Origin of the sequence: Rhodococcus sp. 15-649-2-2, assembly GCF_002258645.1 — a bacterium.
Lineage (GTDB): Bacteria > Actinomycetota > Actinomycetes > Mycobacteriales > Mycobacteriaceae > Rhodococcoides.
In genome coordinates this window covers 1-16,715 of record NZ_NPFM01000015.1, presented here as the reverse complement: position 1 = coordinate 16,715, position 16,715 = coordinate 1, and the positions used below count along the sequence as shown (strand labels likewise).

General features: G+C 63.5%; 19 protein-coding genes. 9 read left to right on the top strand and 10 right to left on the bottom strand.

The genetic code is table 11. The annotated features are described in order from the left end of the window. Positions 1–14: 14 nt before the first annotated feature. Positions 15–740, bottom strand: coding sequence for a rhomboid family intramembrane serine protease (locus tag CH305_RS07355; RefSeq protein ID WP_094703281.1), 726 nt, complete (start codon positions 738–740; stop codon positions 15–17). A gap of 48 nt (positions 741–788) precedes the next feature. Further along, complete coding sequence (locus CH305_RS07350) at positions 789–1,115, bottom strand: hypothetical protein (RefSeq protein WP_032378612.1); 327 nt, start codon at positions 1,113–1,115, stop codon at positions 789–791. A 28-nt stretch (positions 1,116–1,143) separates the two neighbouring features. Here CH305_RS07350 and CH305_RS07345 point away from each other — a divergent pair, with 28 nt between their 5' ends. After that, positions 1,144–1,896 carry an alpha/beta fold hydrolase gene (locus CH305_RS07345; RefSeq protein WP_094703280.1) on the top strand — a complete coding sequence of 251 codons (753 nt, stop codon included), beginning with the start codon at positions 1,144–1,146 and terminating at the stop codon, positions 1,894–1,896. Here CH305_RS07345 and CH305_RS07340 read toward each other — a convergent pair. The 4 genes from CH305_RS07340 to CH305_RS07325 all read right to left on the bottom strand — a co-directional run bounded on the left by CH305_RS07340 (position 1,885) and on the right by CH305_RS07325 (position 4,970). Continuing rightward, positions 1,885–2,628 carry an AIM24 family protein gene (locus CH305_RS07340; protein ID WP_032402205.1) on the bottom strand — a complete coding sequence of 248 codons (744 nt, stop codon included), beginning with the start codon at positions 2,626–2,628 and terminating at the stop codon, positions 1,885–1,887. The two genes, CH305_RS07345 and CH305_RS07340, sit on opposite strands and share 12 nt — an antisense overlap. Before the next feature lie 11 nt (positions 2,629–2,639). After that, on the bottom strand, positions 2,640–3,317 hold the full coding sequence (locus tag CH305_RS07335; RefSeq protein WP_032378609.1) for an AIM24 family protein: 678 nt from the start codon (positions 3,315–3,317) through the stop codon (positions 2,640–2,642). A 1-nt stretch (position 3,318) separates the two neighbouring features. Continuing rightward, positions 3,319–3,927, bottom strand: coding sequence for an AIM24 family protein (locus CH305_RS07330; RefSeq protein WP_032402204.1), 609 nt, complete (start codon positions 3,925–3,927; stop codon positions 3,319–3,321). Positions 3,928–3,992: 65 nt separating this feature from the next. Further along, a complete protein-coding gene (locus CH305_RS07325; protein WP_179278220.1) occupies positions 3,993–4,970 on the bottom strand; it encodes an LLM class F420-dependent oxidoreductase in 978 nt (325 codons plus the stop codon). A gap of 59 nt (positions 4,971–5,029) precedes the next feature. On the opposite strand from CH305_RS07325, the gene CH305_RS07320 reads away from it, so the two are divergent. Continuing rightward, positions 5,030–5,407, top strand: a complete 378-nt coding sequence (locus CH305_RS07320; protein ID WP_032402203.1) for a VOC family protein — start codon at positions 5,030–5,032, stop codon at positions 5,405–5,407. 36 nt (positions 5,408–5,443) lie between these two features. Here the strand turns inward: CH305_RS07320 and CH305_RS07315 are convergent, their stop codons facing one another. The 3 genes from CH305_RS07315 to CH305_RS07305 all read right to left on the bottom strand — a co-directional run bounded on the left by CH305_RS07315 (position 5,444) and on the right by CH305_RS07305 (position 8,743). After that, positions 5,444–6,553 (bottom strand): S1C family serine protease, encoded by a 1,110-nt coding sequence (locus CH305_RS07315; RefSeq protein ID WP_094703279.1) that lies wholly within the window; start codon positions 6,551–6,553, stop codon positions 5,444–5,446. 38 nt (positions 6,554–6,591) lie between these two features. After that, positions 6,592–8,136: a metallophosphoesterase gene (locus tag CH305_RS07310; protein WP_094703278.1), complete on the bottom strand. Its 1,545-nt coding sequence runs from the start codon at positions 8,134–8,136 to the stop codon at positions 6,592–6,594. Between the two features lie 139 nt (positions 8,137–8,275). Beyond that, positions 8,276–8,743, bottom strand: a complete 468-nt coding sequence (locus tag CH305_RS07305) for a group II truncated hemoglobin (protein WP_032378605.1) — start codon at positions 8,741–8,743, stop codon at positions 8,276–8,278. A gap of 50 nt (positions 8,744–8,793) precedes the next feature. On the opposite strand from CH305_RS07305, the gene CH305_RS07300 reads away from it, so the two are divergent. Together CH305_RS07300 and CH305_RS07290 are read left to right on the top strand one after the other, a co-directional pair. After that, entirely contained in the window at positions 8,794–9,375 is a 582-nt protein-coding gene (locus tag CH305_RS07300) for a TetR/AcrR family transcriptional regulator (protein WP_256983591.1), read from the top strand. A 236-nt stretch (positions 9,376–9,611) separates the two neighbouring features. After that, positions 9,612–10,445, top strand: coding sequence for a DUF72 domain-containing protein (locus CH305_RS07290; RefSeq protein ID WP_094703276.1), 834 nt, complete (start codon positions 9,612–9,614; stop codon positions 10,443–10,445). 48 nt (positions 10,446–10,493) lie between these two features. Here CH305_RS07290 and CH305_RS07285 read toward each other — a convergent pair whose 3' ends face one another. Further along, positions 10,494–11,294 (bottom strand): IclR family transcriptional regulator, encoded by an 801-nt coding sequence (locus CH305_RS07285; RefSeq protein WP_037151856.1) that lies wholly within the window; start codon positions 11,292–11,294, stop codon positions 10,494–10,496. Positions 11,295–11,437: 143 nt separating this feature from the next. Between CH305_RS07285 and CH305_RS07280 the strand changes: the two genes are divergently transcribed. From CH305_RS07280 to CH305_RS07260, 5 genes are read left to right on the top strand one after another with little or no spacing between them, the layout of a single operon-like run. Beyond that, on the top strand, positions 11,438–12,304 hold the full coding sequence (locus tag CH305_RS07280; protein ID WP_052058575.1) for an oxaloacetate decarboxylase: 867 nt from the start codon (positions 11,438–11,440) through the stop codon (positions 12,302–12,304). Continuing rightward, positions 12,301–13,566 (top strand): aconitase family protein, encoded by a 1,266-nt coding sequence (locus CH305_RS07275; protein ID WP_373454543.1) that lies wholly within the window; start codon positions 12,301–12,303, stop codon positions 13,564–13,566. The genes CH305_RS07280 and CH305_RS07275 overlap by 4 nt, the downstream gene beginning before the upstream one ends. Further along, entirely contained in the window at positions 13,563–14,114 is a 552-nt protein-coding gene (locus CH305_RS07270; protein ID WP_032378602.1) for a 3-isopropylmalate dehydratase, read from the top strand. Before CH305_RS07275 ends, CH305_RS07270 begins: the two co-directional genes overlap by 4 nt. Then, positions 14,111–15,430 (top strand): MFS transporter, encoded by a 1,320-nt coding sequence (locus CH305_RS07265; RefSeq protein ID WP_032378601.1) that lies wholly within the window; start codon positions 14,111–14,113, stop codon positions 15,428–15,430. The genes CH305_RS07270 and CH305_RS07265 overlap by 4 nt, the downstream gene beginning before the upstream one ends. A 60-nt stretch (positions 15,431–15,490) precedes the next feature. Next, positions 15,491–16,513 carry an NAD-dependent epimerase/dehydratase family protein gene (locus tag CH305_RS07260; protein WP_094703275.1) on the top strand — a complete coding sequence of 341 codons (1,023 nt, stop codon included), beginning with the start codon at positions 15,491–15,493 and terminating at the stop codon, positions 16,511–16,513. The last annotated feature ends 202 nt before the right edge of the window (positions 16,514–16,715 follow it).

The window sequence follows — 16,715 nt, the reverse complement described above, 5'->3', positions numbered from 1 at the left end:
TCCCGCGCGCCGGACTACCGCTCCGTGGTCGAGCGGCGACGGCGAATCTCCGCAAGGATTCCGAACGCGAGGCCGATCAGGATGCCGGTACCGTGGTCGTCTCTGAGCACCGCCATCGTGATGCCGGTCAGCGTGACCACCGACAGCACCACGAATGACGTTCGCTCGACGCCCAGCCCGCGGCGCGCCACCACTGTCGCCACGATAGAAGCATTGCCCGCAACCACCGATGCGCCCACGCCGCCGATATCGAGTGCCGTCAGGTAGACGGCGAAAAACATCGCGTACACCTGGGCGCATCCACCGAGCGGACTGTGATCGGGCTCGACCGCGCAGGTCACCACCAGCACTCCGATCAGGGCCGCGACGGCCGCCGACGAACCGCCGCCGGTGTCTACCGGATGCCACACGCTGTAGATCGCGACACTGCCGACACCACCGATGGCGTAGGCACACAACCAGGTGGCCGGCCCCACCCGGCGCTGCGCGGCGATCCCCACCAGCACTGTTCCGAGGAGGTTGAAGGCGAACTGACCCCAACCGTCCGGCTGCACCAGTACCGGTGTGACAGCTCGCCACCACTGGCCGGATTCGAGGAGCGGCCGGTTCCGGACGAGCAGATCCATCACGCTCGAGTCGAGAAAGGCGACCACGCTGACCACGGTGGTGATCGAGGCGACCACAAACGTCGGTACGGCTGAGTGGCGATTCGCAGATCGTGCGTAGGTCCCGGAATTCATCCGTCACCGTTCACTGACGCAGGTGCACGCTAGCCGCATGCACCCATGTCAGTCCTCCAGAACGCTGACGCTCACGCCGTAGGGCAGGAAGCGGACCCGTCGACGCGGGTCGGTGTTGTCCTTGTGTGCACGCAGGGCATCGAGTTCGGTGGCGTAGAGCTGATCGATCTGCGGCGATCCGGCGTCGTCGACGCTGTAGATCGCCCAGACTCCGTCGCCCTTCTGACCTGTGGTTTCGGGCTCGGGCGGAGCTTTGGGTGCACCGACGTTGGAGGCGAACAGCGAACCGACCACCTCGCGCAGTCCCTCGGTTGCCTCACGGGCGAACTTGTCGAAGTCGTCGGATCCGAATCCGAAGGGTCCTTGGTTGGCCATGGCAGTACCTCCTAGGTGAAACTCCAGTATGCGCGTTTCCTCCGAACAGCCGCCGAGCGTCCGCACGTTCACGTTGCCGGGCAGCACCGACCCGGCTCTGGTCTTTCTGCACGGGCTCGGCTCCGCGGGCGGCCCGGCATTCGGTGCCATCGCCGCCGACGCGACGTTCGAGGGCAGAGAGCGGCTGCTGCCGGATCTGCTCGGCTTCGGTTTCAGCGATCGTCCGCTCGATTTCGGCTACTCGCTCGACGACCATGCTGCTGCCGTTGCAGACCTGCTCGATGAGCGGAATCTGACCTCGGTCGACCTCGTCGGCCACAGCCTGGGTGGATCGATCGCCACCGTGCTTGCCTACCGTCGACCGGATCTGGTGGGCCGGCTGATCGTGCTCGAGCCCAACCTGCTGCCTTGGGACGGCACCGCCAGCGTCGAGATTGCCCGGCAGTCGGAGGCCGAGTTCGTCGACACCGGTATCGACCGACTGATCGCCGACGCGGATCCGGGATGGGCGTCCACCCTGCGCGTTGCCGATCCGGTTGCACTTCATCGCACCGCCGTCGGCCTGTGCGTGGGACCTGATCCGACGGTGCAGGCCATGCTCGAGTCGGTCACCGTACCGCGGTTGTTCGTCTACGGAGAGCGTACCGGCGCTCCGAGGCAGCAGGACCGATTGGCTTCTGCAGGTGTGGGTTTCACGCGCATCGACAATGCCGGCCACGTCATGATGGCCGACAATCGCGAAGGCGTCGTAGAGGCAGTGAAAGCCGGGCTACTGCTGTAGCCGAGCTCCGATGGTGTTGTGCAGAGCCCGCAGCGAGTTCTGGCCCAGCGAGACCGTCTGAGATTCGATGTAGCGCAACAGATGCGAATCGTTGAGCACTTTCTCGCTCGACTGGATCAACACGGTGCCGGCGCCGGTGAAATCGAACTGGCGCTCCTCGCCGCTGTTGGCTCCGAGAAATCCGCGCGCCGCACCGAGGAAGTTCTGCATCCAGTCTGCGTCGAAGTGATGCGACGGTGACGGGCAATCTGCCCATCCCACAAGCGCTTCCGGGTCGATGCGTAGCGGCGGCTCGGCGAACATGACGGTGCCGTTGGACGAGGCCAGGAACTTCCCGGTACCGAGCAGCGTCAGAAATCCGGGGACGATGGACTGCTTGAGATCCAGAGTCGGCTCGAACGCAAGCAGATTTGCGGCTCGGATCGTCAGGTTGCCGTCGTCGAGGTCGTAGCTGTTGATGTTGAATCCGCGATCGCCGAGAATCAGCTTGCCCTGACCCTGCGCGAGAACCCAGTCGTTCGAGTACAGCGGAGACGAGAACCGCGCGGCGACGATGGCGGGCATCGACGTCTGCCCGAGCGGCTCGAAGCGAATGTTGCCGTAGTACGCGATCATCGCGCCCTTCGACGTGAACCACGGCTGACCTGCGAGTTCGACACAGAACGCGTAATCGTTGCCGGGCACGTTGTCGTTGACCGGCAGGGTGTACGGGGTGTGAATCTCCAAACTCATTGCGCCGCTCCCTAGAACTTCTGCTCGGAGGCTTGAACCCACACGGTGCCCATGCCGGTCATCTTCAGCTGGATCGCCTCGCCGCTGCCCTTGCCGACGGCGTCACGCCAGCCGACATTGGCAGAGATGTCGACGTTGATGTTGCCGATGTGGCACACGTACGCCTGCGGATCGACCACCACCTGTGGGTGATCGGGCCCGACCTGCAACGGTGTCGCGCCGCCGTGCGACAGGACCGCGACGCTGCCCTGCCCGGTCAGTTGCGTCGTGAACAGACCTTGCCCGGTCATTGCGCCGCGCACTGCTCCGCGGACGCCGCCCTGCGAGGTCAACGCAACGATGGAACTCTGAAGGTAGCCGTCGTGCACCAGGAGCCGATCGGCTTCGACGGTGAGCATCGACGAACCGTCGAGATGGATCACCTCGATGTACAACCCGGCGTGACCGTAGAAGACCTCGCCCTGCCCCTCGGCGGCCATCATCGCGACGTGTTCGCCTGCCATCATCCGGCCGGCCATCCCGGCAACGCCGCCCATGCCCGGCATGGCACCGGCCGAGCCGCCCATCGAGTGCGGAACGAACCGGACGTCGCCGGTGTAGTAGAGCATCGATCCACGACGCGCGAGCACGTTCTGATTCGGTGCCAGAACGGATTTCACGACTTTGCTGTTGACGAGTTCGAGCGGCACGTCAGCGCTCCTCGGGTTGGATGTAGACGACGCCCTGGCCGTCGAAGCGGAGGGAGAACGCCTCGCCGCTGCCGCCGCCGATGGCGGAGCGCCACGTGACGTCGGTGACGAAGCTCTGGTTCAACTGGCCGCGATGGGCGACGAACGCGTCGGGATCGACGACGAGGGGGTATTGCGGATCGACGGCGAGGGCGATGATCGGCCCACCCTTCGACAACAGCGCCACGGTGCCGGATCCGCTGACCACCGTGGTGAACAAGCCCTGCCCCGACGTTGCGCCGCGAAGACCGGAGAACTTCACATCGGTCTTCAATTGACCTGTGAGAGCGAGCAATTGAGACGATTCGACGTGGAGGGTGTCGCCTTGCACCTCGACGAGAGTGATGTCCTGGGCATCGACGGCGAAGTACACGGTGCCCTTGCCGGACACGTCCATCAACGACAGCGACTCGCCGGTCACTTTCTGTTTCAGCGCGGCGCGGAATCCTCCGCCACCGCCCATCCCAGCGCTTTTGAAGGCGACATCGCCCTCGTAGGCCACCATCGAACCCGACATCGCGCGCAGGGAGTCGCCGGTCAGGTCTGCGACCAAGACACGGTGCCCGTTCATCCTCAGCTGAGCCACGGGGGAACTATGCCACTGCTCGCGCCCCCGCGGCTACTGCTGGAGAAAATTCAGACGAGAGGCTTCAACGCCTTGCCTGCCAGCTCGACGGCTCCGGGCTGGTGTCCGTTGGTGATCAGGTTGATGATGACGCCGTCGATGCCCTGATCGAGGACGCGCTTCTGCACCTGCTCGGCGACATCGTCGGGGGTTCCACAGAAGTGGCGATCGGTGGCCTTCGCGGCGTCCTCCTCGGACAGGTTCGTCAGATCGAGGCCCTGCTTCAGCACGAACTCGCGCTGCAACTCCTTGGCCTTGTCGCCGTCCTCGTCGATGATGACGAACGCGAGGAAGCTCGTTTCGAGGTCCTTCGGGTCGCGGTCGACCTCCTCGCACCGAGCCTGAACGGCTGCCATCTTGCGCGGCAATTCCTGTGCGTCGCAAATGATGTTGAGGTGATCGGCGAACTGAGCGGCCAGGCCGAACGTCTTCTTCTCGCCACCGCCGCCGAGCATGATCGGAAGATCGTCGCGGATGCGGGGCTCGTTCATCGCGTTCTCGACCTGGTACCAGAGGCCGTCGAATGTCGGTCGCTGGCCGCGCAGCATCGGCTCGATGATCTGCAGGGCCTCGTCGAGACGCTCGAACCGATCGGTGAACGTACCGAATTCGAGTCCGAAGCTCTGGTGCTCGAGTTCGTACCAGCCGGCTCCGATCCCGAGGATCGCGCGACCGCCGCTGACGACGTCGAGCGTGGTGACGGTCTTGGCCAGGATCGCCGGATTGCGGTAGGTGTTCCCGGTGACCAAGGCGGAGAGCTGAATGGTGTCGGTGGCCGTCGCAAGGGCGGACAGCGCGGAGTAGGCCTCGAGCATCGGCTCGTCAGGCTTGCCGATGCCGGGAAGTTGGTAGAAGTGATCCATCACGAACGCGGTGTCGAACCCGGCCGCTTCGGCCTCGCGCGCCTGCGCGATGACCTGGGGAAAGAGTTCTGCGACCGAACCGTGGTAGCTGAAGTTGGGCATCTGGTAACCGAGGCGAATAGTCACGAGATCCACGCTACTCGGATATCGGCCCACGGCACGTGGGAGAGCGCGATAATTCGTCCATGACAACCATCGATCTGGCCCGAGCACCGTTCTCCGGATTCGCCGTCGACGACCTGCCTGCAGCCCGCAGGTTCTACGCCGACACCCTCGGTCTCGAGGTGACCGACAACGAGATGGGGATGCTCGAACTACACCTGGGAGCAGCGACGGTACTGGTCTATCCCCGGCCCGGGCACGTGCCGGCGCAATACACCATCCTCAATTTCCCGGTGGTCGACATCGAGGCAGCGGTCGATGTGTTGAGTGCGAAAGGGGTTGTTTTCCAACAATATCCAGATATGGGGACCGACGAGAAGGGGATCTTCCGACACGGTGGGCCGCTGATCGCCTGGTTCACCGATCCTGCGGGCAATGTGTTGTCGGTGGTGCAGGGCTGATTTATGCACTCGGGAGTGGAGCCTGCGGAACGGGCCTCAAGCTGTAGGGGTTCCTTGGGCGAGAGCGACTGTCCCGGAACTGGTGACTCCTGCGTCGTTCACCCACACCACGACGGCGGTATCGCCGGGGACGCGGCCGATGAGCGCCTCCGACAGATCCGACGAGGACTGCACGTCCGTTCCGTCGAGCGAGACGATGATGTCTCCCGCCGACAAGCCGAGAGTCTCGGCCGGGGAATCGGAGTTCACCGAGACGACGGCCGCCCCCATCGCCGGCTTGTTCTCGAAGACAGACACATCACGCACCGACACTCCGAAGTACGGCGTCGGACCCACATGCACTGTGCCGCCGGACTGCCCGGCCAATACTTGATCGAGCACGGCAACCGCCTCGCCGATGGGGACGGCGTAGGCCTCGGGTGCCTGGGGCGGTGCGAACTCGGTGCCGTTGCGAGCGTCGTCCGACAGCCCGGCGGTGTTCACACCCACCACCCTGCCCCAGGCGTCGAACAGCGGCCCACCCGAATCTCCTGCTCGCACATCGGCATCGACTCGAATCATCTTGTCCAGTGTGTTCCGTGAGCCGTCCACCGAGCTGCGGGTGCGCACCTGTTGATCGAGAGCGGTCACGGCGCCGGGTGCCGGCACCAATACCCCTGCGCCCGAGGCATTTCCGATGGCGGTGACGGCATCACCCACGTCGGGAAGTGGGTCCGGGGCCAACTCGACCACTGGCAGGTCGGTCGCGGTGATCAACTGCACGACCGCGACGTCACGAGATTTGTCGTAACCCAGCACGGTGGCGTCGTAGATCAGTCCGTTGCCCATGTTCACCGCGCTGATCTCGGTGGCGAACTCCACGACGTGGAAGTTGGTGAGCACGATCCCGTCGGGAGCGACGACGAAGCCGGTACCGGCGACCCCGGAGAAACCGGCGGAAGCCGACAGTGTGACGACGGCTGGATCGACCCGGGCCGAGAGCTCGTCGAGAGTCAGTGGCGGCGGTTCGACGACGGGAGCAACTGGTGGGACGGGTGCAGGCGCGGCAGTGAAGTCGGTGGTTCCGGGATCGAGTGGTGGCGTCGCGAACAGCCACATACCGGCAGCGACCAGCGTCAGAACCACCGCTCGTCCACCCGACCGCATAGGAATCGATTATGGTCCGGTGGCGTCGGAGGTGCCAGCTAGTTGACGATCACGGCCCGTGGAACGTCGGCGCGCAACGTGAAATCGGTGACGAACTCGCCGTCCTCGGGTCCGTACCGGTTCTTGATGTCGTAGTTCTCGACGTCGAAAGCGTCGAGCGTCGGTGAGTGTGTCGTGACGGCCATCGTCGCGCCGTCGACGTCGAATTGGAGCAGACGCTGAAATCCGGTACTTCGTTCGCCGTCGACCTCGAAGTACTGGTAATCGGCCAGCAACTGCACGACGGTGCGGTCGGTGTCGCCGACATTCTCGTCGACCACGGCAACCTGACCGTCCACGTGCCCGGACAAGACGAGGAAGACCGACTCGTGGGGTACGACGAGTCGGTTCCAGATCTGTTGACCCGAACTCGATCCGATATCGCCGAACCCCATCAACTTCTTCTCGCCGAGTTCGTCGAGGTAATAGTGCGTACCGATGACGACGTTGCGGTCGGGGTGATCGTCGAGTACCCGTTCTGCCCACTGCATGACCTTCTCGGGTGGGTTGTAGCCGATGAAGAGCATGAGAAATTTTGCACCGGCGATGTCGACCAGATCGTAGTGCGCCGAATTGTCCTCGGCGGTAAAGGAACCGCCCCAGTACGGCTGATCGCGATAACGCTGTGGGCCGAAGTACTCGTTGTAGAGCGCGTGATTCTTCTCGTGCTCTCCGGGAACCAACTTGCCCGCCGCGTTCCAGATGTTGTCGTGGTTGCCGGGCAGCACGCCGTGGGCGATGCCGGCGTCTTCCAGGATGCTCATGGACTCGCTGGCTGCCTCGAATTCCTTGCGGGCCTGGGTATCCGGTCGACCGGGGCTGATCCAACTCTGGATGAGGTCGCCGGTGTGCACGCTGTAGTCGATCTTCAGCTCGTCGGCGTTGTCGGCAGTCCATTGCGTCATGTCCGAATAAACACCGGGGTCGTCGCGAGAGATGTACTGGGTGTCGGTGATGTGTTGGAGCGCGAAGTCGTAGGTGTCGGCGTCCGCGAAAGCCCGGTCGGGGCTGGCGTTGGTCTCGGCGAACGAGCGATCCGCTCGGGGACTGTCGATGACGAGAACCTCGACAGTGCCGCTCTCACTGGCTACGTCGGCGCTGAGTTCGATTAGTCCACCGGGAGTCGCAGGCTCCGCTGCCGCGAGCGGCGGACCCCAATCGGCCGTCGCTTCGTTCAATACATGCAGCGCGAGGTCATTGGTGTTGACCGATCGACCGGACCAGGTGAGCGTCGTTCTTTCGGTCCCCGGCACCACCGAAACGGTGTAGCGAAGGTACGGATACTCGTCCCACCCGGAAGTGTGCATCTCGGTGCTCGACGATTCGACACCGACCGCGTGCGTCGTCGGATCCGATTCTGCGGCGATCCCCGCCACCATCGACGTGGTGATCGCTGCGGGAACCGTCGTCAACCCGACGCCAGGTACCGCAGCGGCCTGGCGAGGTGCCGGCTGATCGCGACGCTCGGCTCCCGCGTCGGCGTCGGTGAGGGCGAGCAGAACACAGGCCAGCGCCAGGGAGCCGAATGCCGATGGGCGCTTCATGTCATCGAGGTTACCGATACCAGCGCCAGAGCCGCGGCGTCGCGATGACGAGGAGCACCGCGAGCGGATCGAAAACGACGAGTCCGACGAAGAACCACGCGATCGTTGTGGGGACACCCGGATAGGGATTCGCGACCGGTCAACTGCCAGGATTCCAGGGCGGCGCGACGCCCCAGCCCCAGCGAGGGACGGGTGCGTCGGCCACCAGCTCGGCGTTCGGCTGAGAGTTGGAGAACGCCAGTCGCGTTCCCCATTCCACGTACGCCATGAATGCCGAGCGAAACTCGGGATCGTCGGGTAGCTCGGCGTCGTCCGCCGCGATCGACATCAACTCCACGAATCGGCGACGCTGCAAGGCTGTGATCCCCAGGTCGATGTGGTGGGCGAGCATGCGGTGGTACCCACCCAGCTCGGTGGTGTAGCGATCAGGTCCGCCGAATACCTCGGCCCACCATAGGGTCACGTGAGCGCGGTGATCTTCGCTCACGCCACCGGGAAACATCGGCGACAGCAACGGGTCTCGCTCGACGTGGTCGTAGAACGCGTCGAGCAGCCGCCGGAACGCAGCGTCTCCACCGGCCCAGTCGTAGAGCGTCGGATCTGCCATCGTCAATACAATACACAACAGTATTGTATTGACAAGGTATGTTGCCCATCATGGTGAGCAAGACGGGCCGTTTGCGCGATACAACGATCGACGACCGTGTTCTTGCCGTCGCCGCTCGACAGCTGGCCGAATCGGGATACGACGCTTTGTCTGTTCAGCGCGTGGCGTCCGACGCCGGCACCACCCGGCAAGCCATCTACCGCCGATGGGCGACGAAGGCCGCGCTCGCGGAAGCAGCCGTCACCGCCGTCGCCGAGGTGGCACCACCCGAACTCGACGACGCCGAGCCGTTCGAAGCGCTGGTCCGCGAACTCACCGACTTCAGATCGGGCGTCTCGCGCCCCGGCCGAATGGCTCTGGTCGGGACGATGTTGCAGGAGGGAACCGACGAGGATGTTCGTGACCGGTACGCCGTAGGCGTCGTCGCCCCACGGAGGCAACGTATTCGCGACATCCTCGAACGCGGTCAGCGTGACGGGTCGATTCCGGTCGACGCGGACCTCGAGATCATCGTTCCGATGGCGACCGGCTCGTTCTACGGCCGGGCCCTCGCCGGAGACCCCATTCCGGAGCGCTGGCCAGAGCGAACGGCCGCGGTGATCTGGCGCGCGGCTGGAGGCGACCGGCGCTAGGAAGCAGCATCTTGCCTGCAGTCGAATATCGACGATCCTTCACCGAGCGTGAGGTGGTTGATAGATCGGACGGCCGCCCGAAATGCGGTGCGAGCGAACCGTCCGGTTCGACCGAGATGGACCGGTCGTCGAACGCCGTCAGGCTGTCGGGAACGTCGACGGGCGAGTATTCCTTCCGCCACATACTCGTACTCATCGGAAATGTTGGCGTGCAAGTCCACGACTAGAGTCTGCTCATGCCCGCGCAGCGTCGACCCCGAGTTCTGATCGGCATCTCCGGTTGGACGTACGCGCCGTGGCGGGGAGATTTCTATCCGGCGGGTTTGGCGCATCGCAAGGAGCTCGGATATGCGTCCGAGCACCTGACATCGATCGAGATCAACGGCACCTTCTATGCGATGCAGAAGCCGTCGAGCTTCACCAAGTGGCACGACGAAACCTCCGACGATTTCGTCTTCTCCATCAAGGGCGGTCGATACGTCACGCACATCAAGCGGCTCGTCGGCGTCGAATCGGCTCTGGCGAACTTCTTCGCCACCGGTGTGTTGACTCTGGGAGACAAGCTCGGGCCCTTCCTGTGGCAACTCCCGCCGAACCTCGAATTCGATGCGCAGAAGGTGGCGGACTTCTGTGCCCTGTTGCCTCGAACGGTCTCAGCTGCAGTGGCTCTGGCGGAATCACGGGACGACAAGTTGGCGGAGGATCGAGTGTTGTTGCCTGCTGCGTCGTCTCGGCCACTTCGGCACTGTGTCGAAGCCAGGCATGCAAGCTTCGCCTCCGACAAAGCGGTGGAGTTGTTGCAGCGCAACGATATTGCGATCGTGGTGGCCGATACCGCCGGCAAATACCCGTACATCGACACTCCGACAGCGGATTTCATGTATGCCCGACTGCACGGCGACGAGGAACTGTATGCCAGCGGCTACACCGATGAGGCCCTCGATCGATGGGCCCAGAAGATTGCGGACTGGACGTCGACGGGACGGGACGTCTACGTGTACTTCGACAACGACATCAAGGGCTACGCACCCTTCGACGCCATGAGGCTCATCGAGCGCATCGGTAGGTGAGTATTACGCTTTCTACTACTGGAGCTAGAGGTGCGAATAGTATTGTAGCTACTGGCTCGATGCAGGTAGGGCCTCTGCGACGCGTGAGAGGCTGCGCGCCGCCGCGAGTATCGACTCCACCTTGTCGGTCAAGGCGTCGCCCTCGAAGGTCTCCACGCGGCCACCGACGCTGATCGACGCCACGACCACCCCGTCGCGTCCGAGAATCGGTGCGCCGACTGCCGCGACGCCAGCGAGGTAGTCGGAGTTGCTCAGCGCATATCCCTGCGATCGGATTCGGTCGAGATGACCGATCAACTTTTCGGGCGAGGTCAGTGTCCGGTTCGTGTACGCGGGCAGTTCACCGCCGAGCCAGCGGTCGCGGATCCGAGCAGAGAACGCCAGCATCGCCATCGGCCCGGCCGTGGCGTGATACGGGAGGACAGACCCGATCGAAATACCTGCGACCACAAGAGGATTGCTGCCTTCATGGCGATCGATGCAGACCGCACCTTCGTCTGCGGGAACCATCAGATAGGCGGTATCGCCGAACTTTTCAGCGATCTCGGACAGGTACGGCTGGGCGGCACCGCGGATGTCGAGCTGTGTCAGCGCGGACGAGCCGATCTCGAACACCGGCATGGCGATTCGGTACGAACCCTCCGCTGTTCTGTCCACCCAACCGGCATGGATCAACGTCGTCATAAGGCGGTGAACGGTCGTCTTGTTCATTCGACTCGCCGTCGTCAGATCGTTGAGCGTCCACACGGGATGGATTGTGTCGAAATGGTCGAGTAGAGCGCATGCCTTCACGACGGCACCGACGATGTCGCGGCCGGCCTGAGCGTCGGACTCGGTGGGAACTGCCACGGGTTGTTCCTTCCGGTCGGGTGGAGCGTCGTCGCCATCCTACGAACCGACGCTCGTTGCGGTATCGATCGACAGGTGTTGACTTGTGATCCGAGCAACTCTAAATTCGGAAGGCGTTCCGCAATACGAAACGGAGAGTGCTCGTGACGATAACTTTGAGAGGCTTGACCGAACAAGGCCTGGTGTTTGCGCCCGGCGTGTGGGACGGGTTGACGGCCAAGCTGGCCGAGCAAGCGGGCTTTTCAGCGCTCTGCGCCTCCGGATTCGCCGTATCAGCGGCCCTCGGCCTCCCCGACGCCGAGCTCTACACCATGACCGAGAACCTCCAGGCGGTCCGGACCATTCGTGAGGCATCGGCGCTGCCGCTGGTCGCTGACATCGACACCGGGTACGGAAATGCAGTCAACGCCGCGCGCACCGCGAACCGGTTCGCCGAGGCCGGTGTCCAGGGCGTGTTCATGGAGGACCAGCTGTCACCCAAGAAATGTCCGATCTGCGTGGGCGAGCCGGTGGATCTCATCTCCGTCGACGAGGCATCGGGCAAAGTGCGAGCGGTGCGTGATTCGATGCCGGACGACGTTCTGCTCATCGCGCGCACCGATGCGCGGGGCGACGATGCGATAAGGCGGGCCCAGGCCTATGTCGATGCTGGCGCCGACATGATCATGCCCGTCACCAAGACATTCGAAACCGTCGAGCAGTGGGAGAACTGTCACCGAGCGGTCGGGGTTCCGCTGATGGCCACACTCACTGCCTCGACCTGGACCGAGCGGGAGTTCACCCCGGAAGTTCTGGCGCAGATCGGAGTGCGGTTGGCCCTGCTGCCCACTCAAGTACTGATGGCCGCGACGGGTGCCGCACGCGAGACTCTCCGCCGCCTGGCCGCCGGTGAAGCTCCCGCAGACGTCAGCGCCGACGCGTTGCAGCACCACGAGTTCGTAGACCTCATCGGCTTTCCCGAAGTCGAAGCGCAGCAGCGCAAGTACCTCCCCGCGGAGTCGAACCGATGATTCCGGACTCTTTCACGATGGTGGAGAAAATCCTCGGGAGAACCTGCGGCGGCGATCCCGTGCGCGCCGGTGCGAATCACGCGGTGCGTCCGGCTCGGATGATCGCGTACGACTTCCCCGGATACACCGATGTGATGTTCCGCCAGATGCGTGATGACTTCGGTATGACCTCGCTGGAGGACCCAGCCCGGTACGTCGTCTTCATCGATCACATGTTGACCAAGCTCAACGACCGGGAGCAAGAAGTCCACCAGGTCACCCGGGAATGGTGCGAGTACTACGGAATCGAGCTGCACGAGGGCCGCGGCATCGGGCACCAGCTCACCGCCGAGCTCGGCCTGGCCATCCCCGGTGACTTCCTCGTGCACTTCGACGGCCACATCAGCGGAATCGGCGCGTTCGGTGCGTTGGGCTGGGGTATTCGCCGCGACTTGATCGAAGCGTGGGTGACCGGCCAGCTGTACGTGGATATTCCAGCGACCACGCGGTTCGATCTGTACGGCGAATTCGCGCCGGGAGTGGACAGCCGCGATCTGGTGCACTCCATCATCGACCTCGTCGGGGCCGACGGATGCGCACACCAGGTGATGGAATTCGGTGGCCCCGGTGCCCGATCGATGAAGATCGACCACCGACAGGGGTTGTGCGGCATGGCGATGTTCACCGGAGCTGTGTCCGCGATATTCGAACCGGACGAGATCTCCCTCGCCTACGCCAACGATGTTGCAAGACAGTCTTTCACGCCGGTCTATCCTGACTCGGGTGCGACTTACGCAGCTCGGCACACCATCGATCTCGCCCAGATCGTGCCGCAGGTCGTTGTGCCCGGCTCGGCGCGCGCAGCCAACACCCATTCTGCCGCAGACCTCGCCGGCACGCCGATCACCAAGGCGTTCATCGGATCCTGTGCCAGTGGGCGAATCGAAGATCTGCGGGCTGCGGCACTCGTCCTCGACGGCCGCACCGTGGCCCCCGGCGTGGAACTCAATGTGGTGCCGACGTCGCAGAAGGTGCACGATCAAGCCGAAAGAGAGGGTCTGCTCGACGTACTGCGTGCAGCGGGTGCCCACATCGCAGTATCCAGCTGCGACTTCTGTTTCGGCTATCAGAAGCCATTAGCGGCGGGCGAGAACTGCATATCGACCGGCGTACTCAACATCTCCGGCCGGATGGGCAGCTCGGACGCCAACATCTATATGGGCTCTCCGTATACCGTCGCGGCAAGTGCGCTCGCGGGCACAATTCAGCAGGTGAGCTCATGAGTGCCTACCCGCCCCCGCCCGACGTCATCGCCGGCCGAGTTGCATGGGTCTTCGGCGACGACTTCGACATCGATCTCGTTGTGGGCGTTGCAAATATCAAGTCGTATGATCCTGATCATTTGAGATCGGTCTGTATGGCCGCATACGATCCGGGTTTCGTCGACCGCGTTCGGCCGGGCGACATCATCGTCGGAGGCCGGAACTTTGGATACGGCCACCCGCACTACCCACCGATGGTGGCCCTGCGTAACGCCGGTATTCGAGCCATCGTGGCCGAGTCGTTCTCGCCGGGGTTCTGGCGCGGAGAGACGTTCAACGGAGTACCCCTCATCACCATTCCGGGAGTTTCCGGCGCGGTCGAAACCGGTGACGCCGTCGAATTGGATTGGCGACGAGCATCATTGACCATCGGCGACGGCCGATCGATGGTGGGCGCTGCGCCCAGCCCTCGTACAGTCGCAGTCATCGAGGCCGGCGGATCGTACGAACTACTTCTTGCCGAACACCGAAGCAAGCAACCACTCACAGGACAGGGAACAGCGCGATGACGAACGTCGACCAGCCTTCTGCGGTCACCAGCGCACCGAAAGCCGATACCAGCACCGCGCGCCGTGCCGCGCTGGCCGGTGGCGTCGGTACGCTGATCGAGTACTACGATTTCGCCGTCTACGGTTTTCTCGCCGTAGTCATTGCGCCACTGTTCTTCCCGTCCACGAGTCCCGGCGTATCCATACTCGCGACCTTGGCAGTATTCGGCGTCGCATACGTTGCACGTCCGCTCGGCGGCATCTTCTTCGGCCGCCTCGGCGACAGAAAGGGTCGTCGACAGGCGTTGGTCGTGACGGTGGTCTGTATGGGTATCGCGTGTGGAGTCCTGGGAATGCTGCCCACACACTCGAGTGTAGGAGTGTTGGCACCGATTCTGCTCGTCATCATCCGACTGGCCCAGGGCTTTTCGGCCGGCGGTGAAATCGGCGGTGCAGCAACCTATATCGCCGAATCGGCACCACCGAACCGTCGCGGATTCTTCGGGTCGTTCACCCCGGTCGGTTCTACCCTCGGTTTCGCTGTCGCCGCAGCCGTCGTCGGAGTGGTCGCCCTTGTCACAACAGACGATCAGATGTCGGCGTGGGGCTGGCGCATTCCGTTCCTGCTGGCTCTTCCGCTGGCATTCGTCTGCCTGCGAGTGCGTCTGAAGCTGGAGGACAGCCCGGAGTTCGAGGAAATGGCAGCCAAGAACGAGGTTGCCAAGAGCCCGCTGAGCGATGTCGTGAAGAAGCAGCCGTGGTCGGTGCTCCGTGTCGTCGGCATCGCCATTGCGATGAACGGATCCGGTTACATCGGACTGACCTACTTCAGCGTCTACCTCATCAACGACCTGGGATTCTCGAAGGATTCGGTCTACTGGACCTCCGCGATCGCAATTGCGTTGGCCTGTGCGACCTTCCCCTTGAGCGGCATGCTGACGGACAGATTCGGTCGCAAACCGGTGCTGCTGTTCGGTTATGTGGCCTACGTGATCATCGCGCTGCCGGTGTTCATGATTCTCGGTGCCACGTCCAGCATTCTGATCGTCGGCGTCGTCTACTTCGTCTACATGGTGCTCAACGGCGTAGTGCAGGTTCCGGCGTTCCCGCTGTTCACCGAACTGTTCCCGCGCTCCGTGCGCTACACCGGAGTGTCGTTGGGCTTCAACATCGGAACGATCGCGGCAGGCGGAACTGCGCCGTACGTAGCCGCACAGTTGGTCGAATCGACCGGCAACGCCATGTCACCGGCGTACTGGGTGATGGGTGTGTGCGTCATCGGTGTTGCGACGGTGCTGACCATCAAGGAGACGGGACGCAGCAAGCTTCCTGTGTAGCTCGAGCCGCTCTGCTGTCAGCAGCGTGCCGAAGGGGTCGATCGACGGCACACTGAATGCATGAAGCTACTGGTACTCGGCGGAAGCGACTTCGTAGGGCGAACTGCCGTCGAGCATGCTCTCGAGTTGCAGTGGGACGTTACGGTACTCAATCGCGGCACGACCCCGTCGGATCCTCGGGTCATGCAACTCCAGGGAGACAGACGCGCGGCCGACGGATTGGATTCGGTTCGAGAAGGTAACTGGGACATAGTCTTCGATACGTGGTCGTGGGAGCCCGGTGTAGTGGCGCAGTCGGCTTCTGCGCTCACCGGTCGAGTGCGCAGCTACGTCTATGTGTCGAGCCGATCGGTGTACGACGCGCCTGGAGCAGGTGCGACCGAGACCTGGCCGACGGTACAAGGGCCTGGCGATGACTACGCGCGATGCAAGCTCGGTGGTGAGCAGGCCGCCGTCGCGGCATTCGGTGTTCGAGCCTTGCTGGTCCGGGCCGGATTGATCCTGGGACCGTACGAGAATATCGGCCGACTTCCATGGTGGCTGAACAGAATTGGGCAGGAGCGGAGCCTGCGGCGTGACCAGAATGGGCGTGCCGGGGATGTACTCGCGCCCGGTCCAGCCGACCTGGCACTGCAGTACATCGACGCGCGCGATCTTGTCGGCTGGGCTCTGGACGCGGCTGCCCGTGGGCTCGGGGGTCCGTACGACGTGGTGAGTCGGCCCGGGCATGCAACGATGCGCGAGGTTCTGCAGGCCTGTGTTGCCGCGACACGGTCCGATGCTCGCCTGCGTTGGGTGGAACCGGACGTCCTCAGTGCTGCCGGAGTGCAGCCGTGGACGGAGCTACCGATCTGGATTCCGCCTGGCGCAGATCATGATTCGTTGCACGCGTCCGACGTGTCGAAGGCATTCGCGGAGGGGCTTCGGGCACGGCCGATCCAGGAGACCGTCGCAGACACGTGGACCTGGCTGCAGTCAGTGAACGGTGAGGCGTCGACGAGGCGCGACCGGACGCCTGTCGGACTCTCCGCCGACCGTGAGGCGGCAATTCTCGCGGGCGTGGGGCATGCAGAGGGTTGGTGAACTCGACAGACGCGCGCGGAATCGTCAGACGCGTTCGGAATAGCTGCGAGATCGGTATCGAATTCGCTCGCATCTGACAAACGCGCGCGCATTTGCGGGGAACCCCTCTTTGCCAAGCTTCTGGTGAGTCATTCGAGAAGCTATGGAGGGTTATCGCATGTTGAGTGCTGAGTTCACGGGGGAGCAGATTCGGGAGATGGTG

Coding starts and splice junctions, on each gene's coding strand:
- CH305_RS07355 (WP_094703281.1), bottom strand. CDS start 740: ATGAATTCCGGGACCTACGCACGATCTGCGAATCGCCACTCAGCCGTA.
- CH305_RS07350 (WP_032378612.1), bottom strand. CDS start 1,115: ATGGCCAACCAAGGACCCTTCGGATTCGGATCCGACGACTTCGACAAG.
- CH305_RS07345 (WP_094703280.1), top strand. CDS start 1,144: ATGCGCGTTTCCTCCGAACAGCCGCCGAGCGTCCGCACGTTCACGTTG.
- CH305_RS07340 (WP_032402205.1), bottom strand. CDS start 2,628: ATGAGTTTGGAGATTCACACCCCGTACACCCTGCCGGTCAACGACAAC.
- CH305_RS07330 (WP_032402204.1), bottom strand. CDS start 3,927: ATGAACGGGCACCGTGTCTTGGTCGCAGACCTGACCGGCGACTCCCTG.
- CH305_RS07320 (WP_032402203.1), top strand. CDS start 5,030: ATGACAACCATCGATCTGGCCCGAGCACCGTTCTCCGGATTCGCCGTC.
- CH305_RS07315 (WP_094703279.1), bottom strand. CDS start 6,553: ATGCGGTCGGGTGGACGAGCGGTGGTTCTGACGCTGGTCGCTGCCGGT.
- CH305_RS07310 (WP_094703278.1), bottom strand. CDS start 8,136: ATGAAGCGCCCATCGGCATTCGGCTCCCTGGCGCTGGCCTGTGTTCTG.
- CH305_RS07305 (WP_032378605.1), bottom strand. CDS start 8,743: ATGGCAGATCCGACGCTCTACGACTGGGCCGGTGGAGACGCTGCGTTC.
- CH305_RS07300 (WP_256983591.1), top strand. CDS start 8,794: ATGGTGAGCAAGACGGGCCGTTTGCGCGATACAACGATCGACGACCGT.
- CH305_RS07290 (WP_094703276.1), top strand. CDS start 9,612: ATGCCCGCGCAGCGTCGACCCCGAGTTCTGATCGGCATCTCCGGTTGG.
- CH305_RS07275 (WP_373454543.1), top strand. CDS start 12,301: ATGATTCCGGACTCTTTCACGATGGTGGAGAAAATCCTCGGGAGAACC.
- CH305_RS07270 (WP_032378602.1), top strand. CDS start 13,563: ATGAGTGCCTACCCGCCCCCGCCCGACGTCATCGCCGGCCGAGTTGCA.
- CH305_RS07265 (WP_032378601.1), top strand. CDS start 14,111: ATGACGAACGTCGACCAGCCTTCTGCGGTCACCAGCGCACCGAAAGCC.
- CH305_RS07260 (WP_094703275.1), top strand. CDS start 15,491: ATGAAGCTACTGGTACTCGGCGGAAGCGACTTCGTAGGGCGAACTGCC.